The sequence below is a fragment of the Ensifer sp. NPDC090286 genome, from assembly GCF_044769565.1.
Lineage (GTDB): Bacteria > Pseudomonadota > Alphaproteobacteria > Rhizobiales > Rhizobiaceae > Ensifer.
Window position 1 is genome coordinate 619,377 of the sequence record NZ_JBIVYF010000002.1, and the last position, 20,747, is coordinate 640,123.

The 20,747-nt window shown below is 63.9% G+C and carries 19 protein-coding genes; 14 read left to right on the forward strand and 5 right to left on the reverse strand.

The features are described from left to right. Nucleotides 1–46: 46 nt before the first annotated feature. The 14 genes from ACIQUG_RS13025 to ACIQUG_RS13090 all read left to right on the forward strand — a co-directional run bounded on the left by ACIQUG_RS13025 (nt 47) and on the right by ACIQUG_RS13090 (nt 16,456). Entirely contained in the window at nt 47–988 is a 942-nt protein-coding gene (locus ACIQUG_RS13025) for an ABC transporter permease (RefSeq protein ID WP_402321995.1), read from the forward strand. Beyond that, entirely contained in the window at nt 985–1,854 is an 870-nt protein-coding gene (locus ACIQUG_RS13030; protein WP_402321998.1) for an ABC transporter permease, read from the forward strand. The genes ACIQUG_RS13025 and ACIQUG_RS13030 overlap by 4 nt, the downstream gene beginning before the upstream one ends. Nucleotide 1,855: 1 nt before the next feature. Further along, nucleotides 1,856–2,869: an ABC transporter ATP-binding protein gene (locus ACIQUG_RS13035; protein ID WP_402322001.1), complete on the forward strand. Its 1,014-nt coding sequence runs from the start codon at nt 1,856–1,858 to the stop codon at nt 2,867–2,869. Nucleotides 2,870–2,871: 2 nt separating this feature from the next. Further along, a complete protein-coding gene (locus ACIQUG_RS13040; protein ID WP_402323027.1) occupies nt 2,872–3,879 on the forward strand; it encodes an ABC transporter ATP-binding protein in 1,008 nt (335 codons plus the stop codon). A 24-nt stretch (nt 3,880–3,903) separates the two neighbouring features. Continuing rightward, nucleotides 3,904–5,706 (forward strand): aminopeptidase P family protein, encoded by a 1,803-nt coding sequence (locus tag ACIQUG_RS13045; protein ID WP_402322004.1) that lies wholly within the window; start codon nt 3,904–3,906, stop codon nt 5,704–5,706. A gap of 246 nt (nt 5,707–5,952) precedes the next feature. Next, nucleotides 5,953–6,684, forward strand: coding sequence for a DeoR family transcriptional regulator (locus ACIQUG_RS13050; protein ID WP_192449666.1), 732 nt, complete (start codon nt 5,953–5,955; stop codon nt 6,682–6,684). 173 nt (nt 6,685–6,857) lie between these two features. After that, nucleotides 6,858–7,871: a deoxyribose-phosphate aldolase gene (gene deoC, locus ACIQUG_RS13055; RefSeq protein WP_402322008.1), complete on the forward strand. Its 1,014-nt coding sequence runs from the start codon at nt 6,858–6,860 to the stop codon at nt 7,869–7,871. 5 nt (nt 7,872–7,876) lie between these two features. Then, a complete protein-coding gene (locus tag ACIQUG_RS13060) occupies nt 7,877–10,261 on the forward strand; it encodes an aldehyde dehydrogenase family protein (protein WP_402322011.1) in 2,385 nt (794 codons plus the stop codon). A gap of 135 nt (nt 10,262–10,396) precedes the next feature. Next, nucleotides 10,397–10,849, forward strand: coding sequence for an RbsD/FucU family protein (locus tag ACIQUG_RS13065; RefSeq protein WP_402322014.1), 453 nt, complete (start codon nt 10,397–10,399; stop codon nt 10,847–10,849). A 101-nt stretch (nt 10,850–10,950) separates the two neighbouring features. Continuing rightward, a complete protein-coding gene (gene rbsK, locus ACIQUG_RS13070) occupies nt 10,951–11,883 on the forward strand; it encodes a ribokinase (protein WP_402322017.1) in 933 nt (310 codons plus the stop codon). Continuing rightward, nucleotides 11,880–12,755, forward strand: coding sequence for a carbohydrate ABC transporter permease (locus tag ACIQUG_RS13075; RefSeq protein ID WP_402322020.1), 876 nt, complete (start codon nt 11,880–11,882; stop codon nt 12,753–12,755). Before rbsK ends, ACIQUG_RS13075 begins: the two co-directional genes overlap by 4 nt. Beyond that, on the forward strand, nt 12,752–13,780 hold the full coding sequence (locus ACIQUG_RS13080) for a carbohydrate ABC transporter permease (RefSeq protein WP_402322023.1): 1,029 nt from the start codon (nt 12,752–12,754) through the stop codon (nt 13,778–13,780). Before ACIQUG_RS13075 ends, ACIQUG_RS13080 begins: the two co-directional genes overlap by 4 nt. Before the next feature lie 40 nt (nt 13,781–13,820). Next, nucleotides 13,821–15,278, forward strand: a complete 1,458-nt coding sequence (locus ACIQUG_RS13085) for an extracellular solute-binding protein (RefSeq protein ID WP_402322026.1) — start codon at nt 13,821–13,823, stop codon at nt 15,276–15,278. Between the two features lie 86 nt (nt 15,279–15,364). After that, nucleotides 15,365–16,456 (forward strand): ABC transporter ATP-binding protein, encoded by a 1,092-nt coding sequence (locus tag ACIQUG_RS13090; protein ID WP_402322029.1) that lies wholly within the window; start codon nt 15,365–15,367, stop codon nt 16,454–16,456. Between the two features lie 42 nt (nt 16,457–16,498). Here the strand turns inward: ACIQUG_RS13090 and ACIQUG_RS13095 are convergent, their stop codons facing one another. The 5 genes from ACIQUG_RS13095 to ACIQUG_RS13115 all read right to left on the reverse strand — a co-directional run bounded on the left by ACIQUG_RS13095 (nt 16,499) and on the right by ACIQUG_RS13115 (nt 20,552). Further along, nucleotides 16,499–17,005: a GAF domain-containing protein gene (locus ACIQUG_RS13095; RefSeq protein ID WP_192449675.1), complete on the reverse strand. Its 507-nt coding sequence runs from the start codon at nt 17,003–17,005 to the stop codon at nt 16,499–16,501. Nucleotides 17,006–17,073: 68 nt separating this feature from the next. Beyond that, nucleotides 17,074–17,814 carry an ABC transporter ATP-binding protein gene (locus ACIQUG_RS13100; RefSeq protein ID WP_192449676.1) on the reverse strand — a complete coding sequence of 247 codons (741 nt, stop codon included), beginning with the start codon at nt 17,812–17,814 and terminating at the stop codon, nt 17,074–17,076. Next, nucleotides 17,811–18,644, reverse strand: a complete 834-nt coding sequence (locus tag ACIQUG_RS13105) for an ABC transporter ATP-binding protein (RefSeq protein ID WP_402322034.1) — start codon at nt 18,642–18,644, stop codon at nt 17,811–17,813. The genes ACIQUG_RS13100 and ACIQUG_RS13105 overlap by 4 nt, the downstream gene beginning before the upstream one ends. After that, on the reverse strand, nt 18,644–19,549 hold the full coding sequence (locus tag ACIQUG_RS13110) for an ABC transporter permease (RefSeq protein WP_402322037.1): 906 nt from the start codon (nt 19,547–19,549) through the stop codon (nt 18,644–18,646). Before ACIQUG_RS13110 ends, ACIQUG_RS13105 begins: the two co-directional genes overlap by 1 nt. A 13-nt stretch (nt 19,550–19,562) precedes the next feature. Continuing rightward, nucleotides 19,563–20,552 (reverse strand): ABC transporter permease, encoded by a 990-nt coding sequence (locus ACIQUG_RS13115; RefSeq protein ID WP_402323028.1) that lies wholly within the window; start codon nt 20,550–20,552, stop codon nt 19,563–19,565. Nucleotides 20,553–20,747 lie beyond the last annotated feature (195 nt).

Sequence of the window (20,747 nt, forward strand, 5' to 3'; positions counted from 1 at the left end):
AGAGCCGGGCGGCAAGCCGCCCGGTTTTCCGTTGAAGGTTGGAACCATGCCCTCACTTTCCTATCTCGTGGCACGGCTGCTGCAGATTATCCCGACGTTCCTGTTGGTAATGATCTTCATCTTCCCGCTCGTGCGCATGCTGCCGGGTGATCCGGCGATCGCCATGGCCGAGGCCAAGGCGACCGACGCCCAGCTCGAACAGATCCGGCACAATCTCGGTCTCGACCAGCCGCTGCCGGTGCAGTTCCTCGTCTTCGTCAAGAACACGCTGACCGGCGATCTCGGCCGCTCGATCATGCTGAAGGCGCCGGTGACCGAGGTCATTCTGAGCCGTTTGCCGACGACGATATTCCTGGCGCTCTATTCGGTCGTGCTCGCGGTCTTGCTTGCCGGTCCGCTCGCCTTTCTCGCGGCATCGCGCGTCAACAGTCCGGTCGATGTCGCCATCCGTGGCGTCTTCCAGGTTGGCCTGTCCATGCCGGTCTTCTATATCGGGCTTTTGCTTTTGACGGTGCTTGCGGCGCAGCTGCGCTGGTTTCCGGTCGGCGGCTACGGCAAGACCTTTCTTGCAAACCTCTACCACCTGATCCTGCCCGCACTCAGCGTCGCGCTCTATACCTCGGCGATCATCCTGCGCAATCTCCGGGCCTCTCTGATCGAGGTGCTCGACGCGGAATACGTGCAATTCGCCCGTGCCAAGGGCCTGTCGCCGCGCATCATCATGACCCGCCACGTGCTGCGCAATGCGCTGGTTTCGACGGTGACGCTGCTCGGCCTTTCGATCGGCAACCTGATGAGCGGTACCTTGGTGACCGAGACGGTCTTTGCCATTCCCGGCGTCGGCCGGCTGATGCTGGAGGCGATCTTTGCCCGTGACTATCCGCTGATCCAGGGCCTGACGCTCACCTTCGCCGTGCTCGTCTCCGTCGTCTTCCTTTTGACGGATGTCGTGCAATCCTGGCTCGATCCGAGGCTTCGCCAATCATGACGGTCCTGACCCAAACCCATCCGCGGACGCGGGGACGGCTGGCCGCCTTTCTGGCACGCGCCTTCGCCCGCCCGTCCTTCGTGATCGGCATCGCCATTCTCGGCCTGTCGCTGGCCTTTGCGCTGTTTCCTCAGCTCTTTGCGCCCTATGATCCGCTCGCCTTCGATCTTCAGGCGATCCAGCAGGGACCAAGCCTTGCGCATCCCTTCGGCACCGACAATTTCGGCCGCGATGTGCTTTCGCGCGTCATCTGGGCCTATCGGGTCGATATGCAGATGGCCTTCTTCGCGACCATCTTTGCGCTTCTGATTGGACTGACCGTCGGCGCGTTCGTCGGTTATTACGGCGGTATCGCCGACGTGATCTTCGGCCGTTGCGTCGACGCGATCATCACCTTTCCGTTCCTGGTGCTGGTGATCGCGATCGTCGCGGTGCTCGGCCCCGGTCTCGTCAACATGTATGTGGCGATCACGGCGGTGAATTGGGTCTACTACGCCCGGCTGACGCGCGCCGAAATCATGGCGCAGAAGGCCAACGACTATGCCGCCGCCGGCCGCGTGCTCGGTTATTCCGATCGCCGCATCATCTTCCGCCACCTGCTGCCGAACGCGATCTCGCCGATCCTCGTCTACTGGATGACCGACATGGCGCTCGCGATCCTGCTCGGCTCCTCGCTCGGCTATCTCGGCCTCGGCGCCCAGCCGCCGGCCGCCGAATGGGGTGTCCTGATCGCCGAGGGCCGCAACTTCCTGATGACGGCCTGGTGGATGAGCCTGATGCCGGGCATAGCCATCGTCCTGACGGGGCTCGGCTTCAGCCTCGTCGGCGACGCGCTTGCCGATCTGCTTCGACCGAAGGGACGCTGAGATGGGAACGACAGAAAAACCCCTCGTGCTCGACGTCAGGCACCTTCGTACCGAGTTCGGCCCGCGCGAGCGGCCGCTGGTGGCGGTGGACGATGTGTCGTTCCAGGTGGGGCAGGGGGAAATCCTTGGGCTCGTCGGTGAATCCGGCTCGGGCAAGAGCATCACGCTGCGCTCGATCCTCGGCATTATCCGGCCACGCGGGCGTGTCTCGGGTGAAATCCTCTGGAACGGCCGCGACCTCGTTCCGCTCGACGAGACGCGTCTCCGGCGCATCCGGGGCCGCGAGATCGCGATGATCTTTCAGGAGCCGATGTCGTCGCTCAATCCGCTGCTGACCGTTGGCCTGCAGATCTCGGAAAACCTCGTGGCGCACACGGATCTCGATGCGAGGGCGCGCAAGGCGCGCGCGATCGAACTGCTCGATCTCGTCGGCATTCCCGGTGCGCGCAATCGTCTCGACGATTTCCCGCACGAGTTCTCCGGCGGCATGCGCCAGCGGGTGATGATCGCGATTGCGCTCGCCTCCAACCCAAAGCTGCTGCTTGCAGACGAGCCGACGACGGCGCTCGACGTCACCATTCAGGACCAGATCCTCAGGCTGATCCAGTCGCTGAGCCGCGATCTCGGCATGGCGGTAATCCTCGTCACCCATGACATGGGCGTCGTTGCCGAAACCTGCGATCGCGTCGCCGTCATGTATGGCGGCAGGCTTTGCGAAGTCGGTACGACGACGGATGTGATCGCCGATGCGCGCCATCCCTATTCCCTGGGCTTGCTGCGTTCTATCCCGCGCGACGTCGCGCCGCGAACGCCGCTCTATTCGATCCCCGGTGCGCCGCCGGCGCTAAACGCGCTGCCGCCCGGCTGCGCCTTTAGCGCCCGCTGTCCGGTCGCTGGGCGCGAATGTCCCGATCGTCGCCCGTCGCTCGAAGCGATCGGCTCGTCGCGGCTCGTTGCCTGCCATCATCTTGAGGATGCCCAAGCGCATTTCGGACCGCGGGAGGCGGCGCAATGACTATGCCCATGTCAACCAGCGCCACTCCCTTGCTCTCGCTCCGCGCGCTGTCGATCCAGTTCGAGAAGCGACGGTCCCTTTCCGACACGCTCGCCCGGCGTCCGCAGCAGGTCGTCTCGGCGGTCAACGGCATCGATCTCGATGTGATGCCCGGCGAGACGCTCGGAATCGTCGGCGAGTCCGGCTGCGGCAAGTCGACACTCGCGCGCCTGATCGCCGGCCTGCACCGGCCGACATCAGGCGATATCCTGTTTGAGGGCGAGAGTGTCGTCGGCCTCAAGGGGGCACGGCGGCGCGCTTATAACCGGCGCGTCCAGATGATGTTCCAGGACCCCTACACCTCGCTCAATCCGCGCATGACCGTGCACGATACGCTGCGAGAGGCGATCACGGTGCACCGCATGCGCGAGGGTGTGGCGATTGACCGAAGGGTGGACGAACTGCTGGACCTGGTGCGGCTGCCCGAAGGCGCCGCGGACAAGTTCCCGCATGAATTCTCCGGCGGCCAGCGCCAGCGCATCGGCATTGCGCGGGCGCTGTCGCTGGAGCCGACCTGTCTCGTCGCGGACGAATTGGTCTCGGCGCTCGACGTTTCGGTCCAGGCGCAGGTCGTCAATCTCCTGATTGAGCTTCAGGACGAGCTCGGCCTGACGGTGCTGTTCGTTGCTCACGACCTTCGCCTCGTGCGCCATGTCTCGCATCGCGTCGCCGTCATCTATCTCGGCGCCATTGTCGAGATCGGCCCGTCGGAGGCGCTGTTTTCGAAGCCGATGCATCCCTATTCCAAGGGGCTGCTTGCGGCCGCACCGTCGCTCGATCCAGGCGCCAGGGGGCGCGCGCCGGCGCTGTCGGGCGAGCTGCCGAGCCCGCTCGCCATCCCGCCCGGCTGCCCCTTTCACGTGCGTTGCCCGCACGCGACCGAGCTTTGCCGCCGCGAAAAGCCGGCGCTGCGTCCGGTCGGATCCGGCATGACCGCCTGCCATTTCGCCGAGACGATCGGCGACGCCTGAAACTCACTCGATAGGAAAGACATCATGGATACGAGAGCAAGGCCGGACATCTCTGGCCGCATCGGCGCGCTACGCCGCAAGCTTGCGGAAACCGGGCTCGACGGCTACGTCGTGCCGCGCTTCGACGAACATCAGGGCGAGTATTGCGCGCCGCATGACCATCGCCTGGCCTTCGTCTCCGGTTTTACCGGTTCGGCCGGCGTGGCGATCGTCATGCGCGACCGTGCGGCGATCTTCGTCGATGGCCGCTACCAGGTGCAGGTGCGAGACGAAGTGGATCTCGGCACCTTCGCGATCGAGCACTTCTATGACGCGCCGCTCAAGGATTGGCTGAAGAACAATCTGCGCAAGGGCGAACGTGTCGGCTTCAACGCCATGCTTTTGCCGTCCACCTGGGACGCGGACTGCATTCGCTCGGTCGAGTTGGCCGGCGGCGTCTGGATACCTGTCGATGGGGACCTTGTCGATGCGGTCTGGACCGACCAGCCGGAAAAGCCGCTCGGCAAGATCACCGCCTTCCCGGTCGCCAATGCCGGCGAGAGCGTTGCCGAGAAGAAGCGCCGCATCGCCGCCCTTCTGGCGGAGCAGGGGGCCGACCTCCTGATCGAGGCGCAGCCGGACAATATCGCCTGGTTCCTCAACGTCCGTGGCCGCGACGTCGCCTTCAACCCAATGCCGCAATCCTTCCTGATCTTCGACCGCGCCGGGCAGACGGAATGGCTGGTCGATCATCGCAAGCTCCCGAACGATCTCTCGGACTTCGAGCTTGAGGATGTTGCGATTGCCGAGCCTGGGCAGCTGCTTGACCGTGTCAAGGTGATGGCGGCGGGGCGCACCGCCTTGATCGATCCCGGCTTCGCCCCGTCGGCCACGGCCCACGCTACGCGCGCTGCGGGCGGCACCGTGCAGCTTGCGAAAAGCCCGATCACGCTCGCCAAGATGCACAAGAACGCGACCGAGCTTGCGGGCTTCCGGGATTGTCACCGTCTGGACGGCGCCGCCTGGGTTCGCTTCTTTGCCTGGCTCGAGCGGCACGCCGCCGAACGGGAGGCGAGCGGCAAACCGGTGACAGAACTGGAAGCCGAAGAGCGCATCCTCGCCTACCGCCAGATGGCCGAAACCTTCGTCGAGCCGAGCTTCCGATCGATTTCGGCGGCCGGCGGCCACGCGGCGATGTGCCATTATGCAGCGACTGAGACGAGCAACGGGCTGATCCGCAAGGACGGTGTCTACCTGCTCGATTCCGGCGGGCAGTATCTGACTGGCACCACCGACGCCACGCGCACGACGGCGACCGGTCCGGTCAGCGACGAGATCCGCCGCGCCTACACGGCTGTCCTCAAGGGGCTGATTTCCATGGCGTCGCTGAAATTCCCGAGGGGAAGCTTCGGCCATCAGCTCGACGCCTTTGCCCGCCGCCCGCTCTGGGATCTCGGCCTCGACTATGACCACGGCACCGGCCATGGCGTCGGTCACTTTCTCTCGGTCCACGAACAGCCGCAACGTTTCGATCGGCGCGTCAACGAGATCGAGCTGAAGCCGGGCATGGTGACGACGATCGAGCCGGGCTACTACAAGGCCGGCGCCTACGGTATCCGCATCGAGAACCAGGTGGAGGTGGTGGACGACGGCGACGGGTTCCTGAGCTTCCGCAGCCTGACGCTGGTGCCGATCGACCTGCGGCTCGCCGATCTCGGTCTGCTGACGACGGCAGAGCGGTCGTGGATCGACGCCTATCATCGTCGGGTCGCGCAGGACCTCGACGGCTTGCTTGAGCCGGAGACGGTGGGCTGGCTTGCCGAGCGGACCGCGCCGATCGGCGTGTGATTGCGTCTTGTCCGCTTCTTTGCGCGGATTGGCATGACGTCAGTGGAGCGGCGGGCCGGTTGGCCCGCCGTTGTCATTTCTTGGCGATCGGCCGCCTGGCAGCGTTCTCGGCGGCGGTCGCTTTCAATCGTGGTCGCTTTCAATCAATGTGACTCCTCTTGCTTGGAGAAGAGTGTTTGTGATATTTTTCACAAAACCTGTTCGCGCCGCCTACGGCGGCAGAACACGTCGGACACGGAAGAAATCATGGTCAGCCGCAAGACAGCCCGCATCATCCAGCTCGCCGATGCCCTTTCAGGACGGAGAGTCCTGCACTTGCGCGACGCCGCAGCCCTGCTTGGCGTCTCGGAAATGACGATCCGGCGCGACGTTGCCGACAATCCCGGCCAGTTCGCCTTTCTCGGCGGACATATCGTCCCGGCGTCTGAGATCGAAGGCGACGCGCCCTATGAGCTGGCACGTGAGGCCGATAGCCACGCGGCCGCCAAGCGCGAGGCCTGCGTCCACGCGGCGCGCCACATCCGCCCGGACGAGACGATCTTCATCGATTGCGGCACCACGCTCGAATATCTCGTCGACCTCATTCCCGAGAATTATTCAATAACGGCAGTATGTTACTCCCTGAATGTGGCGGAGAAGCTGACCCATAAGCCGAATGTCCGGATTGTCATGCTTGGTGGCGTCTACCACCCCTCGTCTGCGTCCTTCTCCGGCAATTCCGGTCTGGAGACGCTCGATTCGCTCGGCATCAACGTCGCCTTCCTTTCGGCCGCCGGCGTCGACCCGGCGCGTGGCGCGACCTGCGTCCATTTCCACGAAGTTTCGGTGAAGCAGAAGGTCATCTCGCTGGCGCGCGAGAGCCATCTGGTCGTCGACCTCAGCAAGATCGGCAAGCTGAAGCCAGCTTTTTTCGCGCCAATCGGCGTTTTTCGCTCTATCATCACCGAAGAGGGTGAAACGCAGCTGCCGGGCCTGTGACGGCGGCATCCGCAAAAATATTACGAAATCGTCAAAACGGCAGTGTCTCGCTTGACACTCTCTGTTCTTGATGGAATAGTCACAAAAATTCGATAGAAAAATAACAAAAATGAGTTCTCGGCGGCTGTGCTCGAGTGCGGCTGGTCGTGACAGGGAGTTCAAGGAGCCATCGCTTGGAAGACCTTGCTGTGAAAACTGGCGCGCCGAAGGCCACGCATTCGCCGGCGGCGGGCCACAACTGGCCGCGCAATAACGGCATCGATCTGGATCTTGGCTGGGTGCTGGATCAGCGCGTCAACCTGTCGGCCGCCGAGCGTCGCGTTGCGACGCTGCCCGGTCGCCGCACGGTGAAGAAGGACGCGCAGGCCGCCTGGCTCCTGAAAGCCGTCACCTGCATCGACCTCACGACGCTCAATGGCGACGATACGACGGAGCGGGTCAAGCGCCTCTGCGCCAAGGCGCGCCAGCCGGTGCGCCAGGATCTGCTCGATGCGCTCGGCATGGGCGGTCGCGGCATCACGACGGGCGCTGTCTGCGTCTATCATCGTTTCGTCTCGACCGCCGTCGAGGCGCTGGAAGGGTCCGGTATCCCCGTTGCTGCCGTCTCCACCGGCTTCCCGGCCGGCCTTATCCCGCATGACGTCAAGTTGCGCGAGATCGAGGCTTCCGTTGCCGACGGCGCCAAGGAAATCGATATCGTCATCACCCGCGAGCACGTGCTGACCGGCAACTGGCAGGCGCTCTATGACGAGATGCGCGACTTCCGCGCCGCCTGCGGTGACGCGCATGTGAAGGCTATTCTTGCGACCGGCGACCTGAAGACGCTGCGCAACGTTGCGCGTGCTTCGCTCGTCTGCATGATGGCCGGCGCCGATTTCATCAAGACTTCGACCGGCAAGGAAGGCGTCAATGCCACGCTGCTGGTAACGCTCATCATGCTGCGCATGATCCGCGCCTATCAGGAGCAGACCGGCCTCAAGGTTGGCTACAAGCCGGCCGGCGGCATTTCTGCCGCCAAGGACATCCTGAACTACCAGTTCCTGATGAAGGACGAGCTTGGCCGCGAATGGCTCGAGCCGGATCTCTTCCGCATCGGCGCATCGAGCCTGCTTGCCGATATCGAACGTCAGCTCGAACATCACGTTACCGGCGCCTACTCGGCCCTCAACCGTCACCCGATTGGATGATCCCGATGACTGTCGCAAGGTATTTTGACGAAATGTCCTATGGTCCAGCACCCGAGGCCGACACCGAAGCCCGTCAGTGGCTGGCACGCCACAAGGGCGAGTTCGGCCACTTCATCAATGGCGCCTTCGTCGCTTCCGCATCCGGCAAGACCTTCGAGACCAACGAGCCGGCAACCGGCAAGCTGCTCGCCAAGATCGCGCTCGGCGGTGCCAAGGATGTCGACGACGCGGTTGCCGCTGCCCGCAAGGCGCAAGGCCCCTGGGCGAAGCTGCCAGGCCATGCCCGCGCCCGCCATCTCTATGCACTCGCCCGCATGATCCAGCGCCATGCGCGCCTGATCGCGGTGGTCGAGGCGATCGACAACGGTAAGCCGATCCGCGAGACCCGCGACATCGACGTGCCGCTTGCGGCCCGCCATTTCTATCACCACGCCGGCTGGGCGCAGCTGCAGGAAACCGAGTTTGCCGATCAGGTGCCCGTCGGCGTCGTCGGCCAGGTCATCCCGTGGAACTTTCCGTTCTTGATGCTCGCTTGGAAGGTTGCGCCGGCGCTGGCGCTCGGTAACACCGTGATCCTGAAACCGGCGGAATTCACGCCGCTGACGGCGCTGCTCTTTGCCGAGCTTGCCGCTGCTGCTGGTCTTCCGGCTGGCGTGCTCAATGTCGTCACCGGCGAAGGTGAAACCGGCGCACTGATCGTCGAGCACTCGGACATCGACAAGATCGCCTTTACCGGCTCGACGGAGGTCGGCCGCCTCATCCGCGAGCGCACTGCCGGAACCGGCAAGTCGCTGACGCTCGAGCTTGGCGGCAAGTCGCCCTTCATCGTCTTCGACGACGCTGATATCGACGGTGCCGTCGAAGGCGTGGTCGATGCCATCTGGTTCAACCAGGGCCAGGTCTGCTGCGCCGGCTCGCGCATCCTCGTGCAGGAAGGCGCAGCCCCGCTCTTCTACGAGCGGCTGAAGCGCCGCATGCAGACGCTGCGCGTCGGCTATCCGCTCGACAAGGCCATCGATATGGCGGCGATCGTCGCCCCGGTGCAGCTCCAGCGGATCGAAGCCCTCGTCGCCAAGGGCGTCGCCGAAGGCGCTGCCTTGCATCAGCCTGCCATTGATTTGCCCAAGGGCGGCAGCTTCTATCCACCGACGCTTTTGACCGGCGTACAGCCGACCTCGATCGTTGCGACCGAAGAGATCTTCGGCCCCGTCGCCGTCTCCATGACTTTCCGCACCCCGGAAGAGGCTATCCAGCTTGCCAACCACACGCGCTACGGCCTTGCCGCCAGCGTCTGGAGCGAGACGATTGGCCTAGCTCTGCATGTCGCGGCCAAGCTCGCCGCCGGCGTCGTCTGGGTCAATGCGACCAACCTCTTCGATGCTTCTGCCGGTTTCGGCGGCAAGCGCGAATCCGGCTTTGGCCGCGAGGGCGGTCGTGAGGGCTGCTACGAATACCTGAAGCCGAAGGCATGGCTCGGTCGCAAGCTGCGTCCCGCCGTCGCCGAGCCGGTGCTGAAGCCCGTCGCCGGCGATTTCGCCATGCCTGACGTCGATCGTACCGCCAAGCTTTTCATCGGCGGCAAGCAGGCGCGGCCGGATGGCAACTATAACCGCAACGTGCTTTCGCCGAAGGGCAAGGTGCTTGGCGAGGTCGGCGAGGGCAACCGCAAGGACATCCGTAACGCGGTCGTCGCAGCGCAAGCCGCATCCGCCTGGTCCTCGGCAACGACGCACAACCGCGCGCAGATCCTCTATTACATCGCTGAAAACCTGAGCGGCCGTGCCGGCGAATTCGCAGATCGCATTGCCGACATGACCGGTGCGTCCTCAGCGAACGCCAAGGCAGAGGTCGAAGCCTCGATCGCGCGGCTCTTCACCTACGGTGCCTGGGCCGACAAGTACGAGGGCGCCATCCACCAGCCGCCGCTTCGCGGCGTCGCACTTGCGATACCCGAGGCGATCGGCGTCGTCGGCGTCGTTTGCCCGCCGGAAGCCCCACTTCTCGGCATGATCAGTCTCGTCGCGCCGCTGATCGCCACCGGCAACCGCGTCGTCGTCGTGCCGAGCGAACAGCATCCGCTGGCAGCAACCGATTTCTATACGGTTCTGGAAACATCCGACGTTCCCGCCGGTGTCGTCAACATCGTCACCGGGTCGACGATCGAACTGGCCAAGACGCTCGCAAGCCATAACGACGTGGATGCGCTCTGGGCTTTCGGCTCAGCGGAACTCTCGACCCTTGTCGAGAAGCTCTCGGTGGGCAACCTGAAGCGCACCTTCGTCGACTACGGCAAGGCAACGAACTGGCTCGACCGCGAGGCGGCGGAAGGGCCTGCCTATCTGCGCCGCGCGACGGACGTCAAGAACATCTGGATCCCCTACGGCGAGTAGGGGGCCAGCCACGCGCGGGGCGGGGGGAGCCGGTCCGCGCGGTGGTGGAAAGTGACCAGTTAGGGAGACGCGTTCGCCTGTAAGGGGAATGCATTGCGCGCCACGGAAACCGGAGCGCGCCAGGAGGAGGACTGCATGCTGAAGAATATCGATCCGGCGCTGAATGCCGACGTGCTGCACGCGCTGAGGTCCATGGGACACGGCGACACGCTGGTCATCTCCGACACCAATTTCCCGTCCGACGCCATTGCCCGCAAGACCACGCTCGGCACGCTTTTACGCATCGACAATGTCTCGGCCGCGCGTGCCGTCGAGGCGGTGCTTTCGGTGCTGCCGCTCGATACGCCGCTGCAGCCCTCCGCCGGCCGCATGGAGGTGATGGGTGCGCCCGACGAAGTGCTACCGGTGCAGCAGGAAGTCCAGGCCGCGATCGATCGCGCCGAGGGCAAATCGGCGCAGATGTACGGCATCGAACGCTTCAAGTTCTACGAGGAAGCAAAGAAAGCCTATTGCGTCATCACGACGGGAGAGACGCGCTTCTACGGCTGCTTCCTCTTCACCAAGGGCGTCATTCCGCCGAAGACCTGACGATCCGCTGCGCAACGCAGCGTTCGAATAAATGAATGAAATCGCGAGAGATTGCCTGGGCACACCGTTTCACACCGGTGCGGTCGCAGGGGGAGGCTTAAATGAAGGTTGGTGTTTCGATCCTTGGTATCTTCGTGGCCGATACGGCCTATCTGGCGCGGCGCATGCCCGTCGTCGGTGAAACGATTACCGGCAGCGGCTTTTCCGTCGGGCCCGGTGGCAAGGGCTCGAACCAGGCGGTTGCCGCAGCCCGTGCGGGAAGTGCCGTTTCCTTCATCTCCAAGCTTGGCCGCGACACCTTCGGCGAGATGGCGCTGCGCACCTATGCGGAAGCCGGCGTGACGCCGAAGATCGTCGAGATGGACGACCTGCCGACGGGTGCTGCCTTCATCTACGTCAACGACCAGAACGGCGAAAACGCCATCATCGTCTATCCGGGTGCTGCCGGTTCGATCGGCATCGACGATGTCGAGGCCGCGCGCGAGACGATCGAGGGGTCGCGCATCTTCGTCACCCAGCTGGAGCAGCCGGTTTCTGCCGCACAGCGCGCGCTCGAGATTGCGCACGCGGCCGGGGTCATCACCGTCTTCAACCCGGCCCCGGCCGAAGCTTTCCCCGACGCGATCTACCCGCTCTGCGATTACCTTGTGCCGAACGAGACGGAGGCGGCGGCGATCGTCGGTTTCACGCTTGCGACGGAAGAAGACATCCGTCGCGCCGGTGACGCGATCCTCAAAAAAGGCGCCAGGACAGCACTGATCACGCTCGGCGAACGCGGCGTGCTCTATCACAATCACGAGCAGTCGGTGCTCGTTCCGGCGATCGCCAGCGGACCGGTGATCGACACGACCGGGGCAGGGGACGCGTTTGTCGGCGGGTTCTCCGCCGCACTGGCGCGCGACCTTGCTCCGGTCGACGCGGTCCGCTTCGGCTGCGCCACGGCCGGCATCGCCGTCACCCGGCGCGGCACCGCACCCGCCATGCCGGCGCTCGTCGAGATCGAGGCGCTGCTTGCGCGCGGGGCTTCCGCATGACGCGCAACGATCCGATCAAGCACTTCTTCATCTGGCCGGCGCTGTTGATCGTCCTTTTGATTTCGATCTTCCCGCTCGTCTATTCGCTGACGACGAGCTTCATGAGCATGCGGCTGGTGCCGCCGACGCCGGCGCGCTTCGTCGGCTTCGGCAACTATATCGACCTCCTGCAGAACCCGCGGTTCTGGCATGTGGCGGGCACGACAACGCTGATCGCCTTCATTTCCGTCGGGCTGCAATATGTGATCGGCCTCTCGGTGGCGCTGGCGCTAAATTCAAAGGTGCCGGGCGAAGGCATCTTCCGCGCCAGCTTCCTCCTGCCGATGCTGGTGGCGCCGGTCGCCGTGGCGCTGATCGCCCGTCAGGTGCTCAATCCGACCATGGGGCCGCTCAACGAACTGATGACGGCGATCGGTTTTCCCAACCTGCCGTTTCTGACCCAGACGAGCTGGGCGCTCGGCTCGATCATCGCGGTCGAGGTCTGGCAGTGGACGCCTTTTGTCATCCTGATGCTGCTCGCCGGATTGCAGACGCTGCCTGACGATGTCTATGAGGCGGCGGCTCTCGAGAACGCCACGCCGTGGCAGCAGTTCCGCGACATCACCTTCCCGATGCTGTTGCCGATCTCGGTCGCCGTCGTCTTCATCCGGCTGATCGAGAGCTACAAGATCATCGACACGGTCTTCGTCATGACCGGCGGCGGCCCCGGGATCTCGACCGAGACGCTGACGCTCTTTGCCTATCAGGAAGGCTTCAAGAAGTTCAATCTCGGCTACACATCGGCGCTTTCCTTCCTGTTCCTGATCGTCATCACCGTCATCGGCCTCGTCTATCTGGCGATCCTCAAGCCCTATCTGGAGAAGCACAAATGAGCGTGCGCACTCTCAAGGGAAAACGGCGCTGGCTGGCGCTCGGCGGCTGCCTCGTCTGGCTCGCCATCACCTTCTTTCCGCTCTACTGGGTGCTGATCACCTCGTTCAAGACGCCGATCGCCGTCGTCGGCGGACCGACCTATCTGCCCTTCGTCGATTTCGAGCCGAGTCTCACGGCCTGGAGCGAGCTTCTGTCCGGCCAGCGCGGCCAGTTCTTCAGCACCTTCTGGGCATCGACGATCATCGGTCTTTCGGCATCGATCGCCGCCACCTTCATCGGGGCGATGGCGGCCTATGCGCTGGTGCGCTTCACCTTCCGCTTCAAGCTGCTCTCGGCGCTGATCTTCGTGGCCATCGCCTTTGGCGGCTTCCTTCTCGGTCGCCACGTACTTGGCTACGGCCAGGGCATTTCGCTGATCTACTCTTTCGTCGCGGCACTGGCGCTTGCGATCATTTCCAGCCGTTTCCGTCTGCCCGGACCGGAACTCGGCAACAACGACATCGTCTTCTGGTTCGTCAGCCAGCGCATGTTCCCGCCGATCGTCGCGGCCTTCGCGCTCTACCTGATGTACACGGAGATGGGCAAACTCGGCTTCAAGCTGGTCGACAGCTATATCGGCCTCACCTTCGCCTACATCGCCTTCTCGCTGCCGATCGTCATCTGGCTGATGCGCGACTTCTTCGAGGCGCTGCCGATCGAGGTCGAGGAAGCCGCGATGGTCGACAATGTGCCGTCCTGGCGGATCTTCTTCGGGATCGTCTTGCCGATGTCGAAGCCGGGGCTGATCGCCACCTTCATGATCACGCTCGCCTTCGTCTGGAACGAGTTCCTGTTTGCGCTGTTCCTGACCAATTCCAAGTGGCAGACGCTGCCCATTCTCGTTGCCGGCCAGAACAGCCAGCGTGGCGACGAGTGGTGGGCGATATCCGCTGCCGCGCTTGTCGCCATCATCCCGATGATGGTCATGGCCGGGCTTTTGAGCCGGCTCATGCGCTCCGGCCTGCTTCTTGGAGCGATCAAGTAATCAACCGCTTTGGCATGAATTCATTCAACAGGAGGATAGAATGAGGAAATTGCTACTGGCATCTGCATCGCTTGCCGCGCTCGCGTTGGGGAGCGCGGGAACGGTGCTCGCCGCCTGCGATCCGGATTACACCGGCGTCGAACTGACGGCGACCACACAGACCGGCCCCTACATCGCCTCGGCGCTGCAGCTTGCGGCCAAGGGCTGGGAAGAAAAGACCTGCGGCAAGGTCAAGGTCGTCGAGTTCCCGTGGTCGGAACTCTATCCGAAGATCGTGACGTCGCTGACGTCGGGCGAAGACGCCTTCGACGTCATCGCCTTTGCCCCGGCCTGGGCGCCCGACTTTACCGACTTCCTGTCGGAAATGCCGGCCGACATGCAAAAGGGTGCCGACTGGGACGATATCGCCCCTGTCTACCGCGAACAGCTGATGGTCTGGAACGGCAAGGTGCTGTCGCAGACGATGGACGGCGATGCCCATACCTATAGCTACCGCATCGACCTCTTCGAGAATGCCGACAACCAGAAGGCCTTCAAGGCGAAGTACGGTTACGACCTGGCGCCGCCGAAGACCTGGAAGCAGTATCTCGACATCGCCGAATACTTCAACCAGCCGACCAACAACCTCTGGGGCACGGCCGAAGCCTTCCGCCGCGGCGGCCAGCAGTTCTGGTTCCTGTTCAGCCATGTCGCCGGCTATACCAGCCACCCGGACAATCCGGGCGCCATGTTCTTCAATCCGGAGACGATGGATGCACAGGTCAACAATCCCGGCTGGGTTCGTGGCCTGGAGGAATACATCCGCGCCTCCAAGCTTGCGCCGCCGAACGCGCTGAACTTCTCCTTCGGCGAGGTCAATGCTGCCTTTGCCGGTGGCCAGGTGGCGGAATCGATCGGCTGGGGCGACACCGGCGTCATCGGCGCCGACCCGAAGCAGTCGAAGGTGGCCGGCAATGTCGGCTCGGCGTCGTTGCCGGGATCGGACGAGATCTGGAACTACAAGACCAAGAAGTGGGACAAGTTCGACCACGTCGTCCAGACCTCGTTCATGGCCTTCGGCGGCTGGCAGGCGGCAGTTCCCGCAACCTCGACCAAGCAAGAGGCAGCGTGGAACTACATCCAGTACCTGACGAGCCCGGCGGTCTCCGGTCAGGCGGCGATCACCGGCGGCACCGGGGTCAACCCCTATCGCATCTCGCACACGACCAATCTCGATCTCTGGTCGAAGATCTTCTCCGAGCGTGAAGCGAAGGAGTATCTCGGCGCGCAGAAGGAGGCGGTGACCGCCAAGAACATCGCGCTCGACATGCGTCTGCCCGGCTACTTCTCCTACACCGAAGTGCTGGAAATCGAGCTCTCCAAGGCGCTGGCCGGCGAAGTGACGCCGCAACAGGCGCTCGATAGCGTCGCCGAGCAGTGGAACAAGCTGACCGACGAGTTCGGCCGCGACAAGCAGCTCGCCGCCTATCGCGCGTCGATGGGCTTGCCGCAGCAATAACAGGACCGCGCCCGCCCCGAGACGATCGGGGCGGGCTCCAATTTTCCCGGACGAGACCGGGCACCGTCAGCATCAGAGGCTACAGCATGTCACAGGTCCGATTGCAGCAGATCACCAAGTCCTTCGGGAGCGTCACCGTCATTCCGCCGCTCGATCTCGACATTGCCGACCGCGAGTTCGTGGTGCTTGTCGGTCCTTCCGGCTGCGGCAAGACGACGACGCTCCGGATGATAGCCGGCCTTGAGACGGCAACCTCGGGTTCGATCCGGATCGGCGACCGCGACGTGACAGACCTTAGGCCGGGCCTGCGCAACTGCTCCATGGTGTTTCAGAACTACGCGCTCTATCCGCACATGACGGTCGCCGAGAACATCGGCTACGGCATGAAGGTGCGCGGCACGCCGAAGGCGGAGATCGACAAGGCGGTGGCGGACGCCGCCCGCATCCTCAATCTCGGCGCCTATCTCGCGCGCAAGCCAAGCGCGCTGTCGGGCGGCCAGCGCCAGCGTGTCGCCATCGGCCGGGCGATCGTGCGCCAGCCGGATGTCTTTCTGTTCGACGAGCCCTTGTCCAATCTGGATGCCAAGTTGCGCATTGAAATGCGCACGGAAATCAAGCTGTTGCATCGGCGTCTTCAGACGACCGCCGTCTACGTCACGCACGACCAGGTGGAAGCGATGACCATGGCCGACCGCGTCGTCGTCATGAACCAGGGCCGCATTGAACAGGCGGCAGATCCGATCACGCTTTACGAACAGCCGGCCAATCTTTTCGTCGCGGCCTTCATTGGCGCGCCAAGCATGAATTTCCTCGAGGGGCGGCTGGAACGCGGCGATGGCGGGATGCAGTTCATCGCGGATGGCGATGTGGCGGTTGCTATCCCGGAAAGCCGTGCCGAAAAGCTCGGTGCATATGTTGGCAAGGCCGTCGTGCTCGGCATCCGGCCGGAACATACGATGGCGACGGACGCCAATGCGCCGACAGTCAGGCTGACCGTTCGCGATATCGAACCACTTGGCCCGCATACGCTGGCGCTCGGCCGGGTGGGGCCCGCAGCCTTCACGGCGCAGGTTCACGCCGCGTCACGCATCGGCCCCGAAGACCAGATCGCGGTGCCGATCGAGGCGGAGAAGATGCACTTTTTCCTGAAGGAAACCGGTGGGGCGATTGGCCGCTGACCGGGAAATGGCCGAAGGCGATGACGCCTCCGGCCTGCTGTCTTACTTCTTCTCGGCGCGTGCTGCGGCGAGGAAAGCGAGCTTTGCCGGCAGTTCCAGATGCTTGGAGAGTGCCACGCGCTCGGGCGTGTAATGATGCTCGACGTCGAGGCAGTTGACGGTGCCGAGCAGCTCGCCGCCGACGACGACCGGGATGTTGGCGACCGAGCCGCAGCCGAGCGACCAGATGGTTTCGTGGTCGCCGAAGACCTTCGAGATGTCGACGATGGTGTTGGCGACAAAGGTCTGGTGCGCCTTGTGCACGATGTCGAACCAGCTATCGTAGCGGATCGGCTTGGTGCCCGAGGTCGGATACTCCTCGGGATGCGAGGTGTAGGCGCGGCGGGCGACTTCATTGACCATGTCGACGGTCATGATGGTGAAGAGCTTGGCGCCGATCACCTGGCGGCTAAGCGTCTGCAATGCGGTCCATACCGTATCGGCATCGGTGGCTTTGGCAATCGCCGCGTCGAATTCCGCCAGCGCGGCAGCGATCTGTTCACTGTTCATGCTATGTCCTTGGGGTTACTCGATATCTTAGAAGGGGACGGACGAGAAATCGTCACTGTTGTCCCATCCTAGTTGGCATGCGCGGCGCTGATCTGCATCAGTTCACGCGAATAGGGATCCTTGAGGTCGCCGCGCTTGAGGTCGGCGACATCGGCAATCTCGACGATACGGCCCTGGCGCATGACGGCCAGGCGATCGCAGAGGAAGGAGACGACGGCCAGATTGTGGGTGACCATCAGGAAGGTGAGGTTCTGCTCGCGCCTGAGGCGCTTCAACAGGTTGAGGATTTCGGCCTGGACCGAGACGTCGAGCGCCGAGGTCGGCTCGTCGAGCAAAAGCACCTTCGGCTTCAGCATCAATGCACGGGCAATCGCGACGCGCTGGCGCTGGCCGCCCGAGAGCTGATGCGGGAAGCGGAAGCGAAACTTGCGGTCGAGGCCGACCGAGGTCATGACCTCTTCGATGCGCGCACTGCGGTCGCCGATTCCGTGGATCGTCAGCGCTTCGCCGAGCGTCGCGTCGACCGTCTTGCGCGGATGAAGCGAGCCGTAGGGATCCTGGAACACCATCTGGCACTGGCGCGAGAAGGCGCGGTCTATGCCATGGCCGCGTGGTGCGCCGAGCACGGTGATCTCGCCTGTCCACTCCGGCGCGAGGCCGGCGATGGCCTTCAGCACGGTCGACTTCCCCGAGCCGCTTTCGCCGACAAGGGCGAAGCTCTCGCCGTCGGCGATGTCGAGATTGACGTCGTGGGTGATCTGCACGTCGCCGTAGGAGATGTCGAGGTTTTTCAGAGAAAGCGCGGTCATGCCTTGGCCCATGCGCTGCGGTCGAGCACCGGCAGCTCGTCCCGTGTTTCATCAAGGCGCGGGATCGAGGCGATCAGCCCGCGCGTGTAGGGATGCTTTGCTGCCATCAGTTCGCCGGCCTTGCATTCCTCGACCACCTCGCCGGTGTTCATGACGAGGATGCGGTCGCAATAGCTGGAGACGAGGTTGAGGTCGTGGCTGATGAAGATCAGCCCCATGCCCTTGCGCTTCACCAGTTCGTCGATGATGTCGAGCACCTGCGCCTGGACGGAAACGTCGAGCGCCGAGGTCGGCTCGTCAGCGATCAGAAGGTCCGGCTCGGGGATCAGCATCATTGCGATCATCACGCGCTGGCCCATGCCGCCGGACACTTCGTGCGGATAGAGCTTGGCGACGCGTTCCGGATCGGCGATGCGCACCGATTCGAGCATGGCGAGCACGCGGTTGTTGACCTCGCGGCGCGGCAGCTTCTGGTGCGTCAGCAGCGCCTCAGCGATCTGCTCGCCGATGGTCATGACCGGGTTCAGCGAGAACTTCGGGTCTTGCATCACCATCGAGATGCGGGCGCCGCGGATGGCGCGCATCTGCCGCTCGGACTGCTTCAGGAGGTCGACACCGTCGAAGACGAGCTTGTCGGCTGTGACGCGACCCGGCGCCCGGATCAGTTGCAGGATGGAGCGGCCGGTCATCGACTTGCCGGAGCCGCTCTCGCCGACGATGCCGAGGCGCTCGCGGCCGAGGGTGAAGGAGATGCCGCGCACCACTTCGAGATCACCGCGGGGCGTCGGGAAGGTGACGCGCAGCTTTTCGACTTCGAGAAGATTGCTCATCAGCGTTGCTCCCCGCTCTTCGGGTCGAGCACGTCACGCAGGCCGTCGCCCAGGAAGCAGAAGCCGAGGCTGACGAGAATGATGGCAAAACCCGGCATGGTCGCAACCCACCACTGGTCGAGAATGAACGAGCGGCCGCGCGAGATCATCGCCCCCCATTCGGGAAGCGGCGGCTGGGCGCCAAGTCCGATGAAGCCGAGACCGGCGGCCGTCAGGATGATGCCGGCCATGTCGAGCGTGACGCGCACGATCATCGAGGAGGTGCAGAGTGGCAGCACATGGCCGAGATTGACGCGCAGGCTGGAGGCGCCGAGCAGGCGCACCGCCGAGATGAACTCGGAGTTCTTGAAGGTGAGCGTTTCGGCGCGCGCCACGCGGGCGTATCCGGGCCAGGAGGTGATCGCGATGGCGATGATCGCGTTCTCGATGCCGGGGCCGAGGGCTGCGACGAAGGCCAGCGCCAGGATGAGCTTCGGCAGCGACAGGAAGATGTCGGTGATGCCCATCAGGATACGGTCGACCCAGCCGCCGAAATAGCCGGCGGCAACGCCGATCACCAGGCCGGCAGGGGCTGCGAGCACGGCAACCAGCGTGACGATCGCGAGCGTGATGCGTGAACCGTAGACGACGCGGGACCAGATGTCGCGGCCGAGCTCGTCGGTTCCCATCCAGTGGGCAGCGCTCGGCGGCAGCAGGCGTTCGCCGAGCGACTGGCGCAGCGGATCATGGGTGGCAAGCCACGGCGCAAAGAGCGCGGTCAGAACCAGAACGAGGATGATGACGGCGCCGACGACGGCGAGCGGATTGCGCATCAGCGCGCCGAAGATGCGGTAGAAGCGCCCGAGGCGCGCCTGCATCGGCGAAGCGGGGCTGTCGTCGATCAGCCATTCACGAAGTGCGGTCATGGTCGCTCCTCCCTTAGCGTGCACGCGGATCGAGCACGCGGTAGAGCACGTCCGAAATCTTGTTGATGCCGATGAAGACCGCGCCGATGACGAGGGTCGAGCCGAGCACGGCCGCCATGTCGGCGTTGAGCAGGGCGACGGTCAGGTAGTTGCCGATGCCGGGCCAGGAGAAGATCGTCTCGATCATCACGGAGCCTTCGAGCAGGCCGGCATAGGAAAGCCCGATGACGGTGATCAACGGCACGCGGATCGGCCGGAAGGCATGGCGCCAGATGACGAGGCGCTCCGGCACGCCCTTGACCCGTGCGGTCGTCACATACTCCTGGCTCAGCTGGTCGAGCATGAAAGAGCGCGTCATACGGGCGATGTAGGCGAGCGAGAAGAAGCCGAGGCAGGAGGCCGGCAGGATCAGGTGCCAGACGGCGTTGCGGAAGATCTCCCATTCGCCGGCGATGATGCTGTCGATGAGGATCAGGCCGGTCACGGGCGACACCATGCCGTCGTAAAAGATATCGACACGGCCGGGCCCGCCGACCCATTTCAGCTTCGCGTAGAAGATCGCCAGGCCGACGAGACCTAGCCAGAAAGCGGGCACCGAATAGCCGAGCAGACCGATGACGCGGATGCCCTGGTCGAGCCAGGAGCCCCGGCGGGCGGCGGCAAAAACACCGAGCGGCACGCCGATGAGAACGCCGAGGATGATGCCGAGCGTCGCCATTTCGAGCGTCGCCGGGAAAACGCGGGCGAGGTCCTCGATCACGGGCTTGCCGGTCGAAACGGAGGTGCCGAAATTGCCGGTGGCGACATCGCCGACATAGCTGACGAACTGAGTGATGAGCGGCTGGTCGAGGCCCATTTCCTGGCGGACGCGCTCATAGACGGCGACGGGTGCGCGGTCGCCGACGACTGCCAGGACCGGGTCGATCGGGACAATGCGGCCGATGAAAAAGGTGATGGCGAGCAGGCCGAGGAAGGTTATCGCAAGCGTAACCAGGAAGCCCATGAACGAGAAAAGGCGCTGGCGTGCCCGGCTGGGCCGAGCGGCGCGTCGTACAGGCGCTGCTGCTGTGGTGCTGTTGTTTGCCACGTGGCGATTCCATCCCTCTTCGCTTGCGGTCTGAATTGTCGATACCGCAAAAATTCGCTTGGAGTATATAAATAAGTTTGCTTAAATCAAAAAAATTTTACTGGGCGGAAA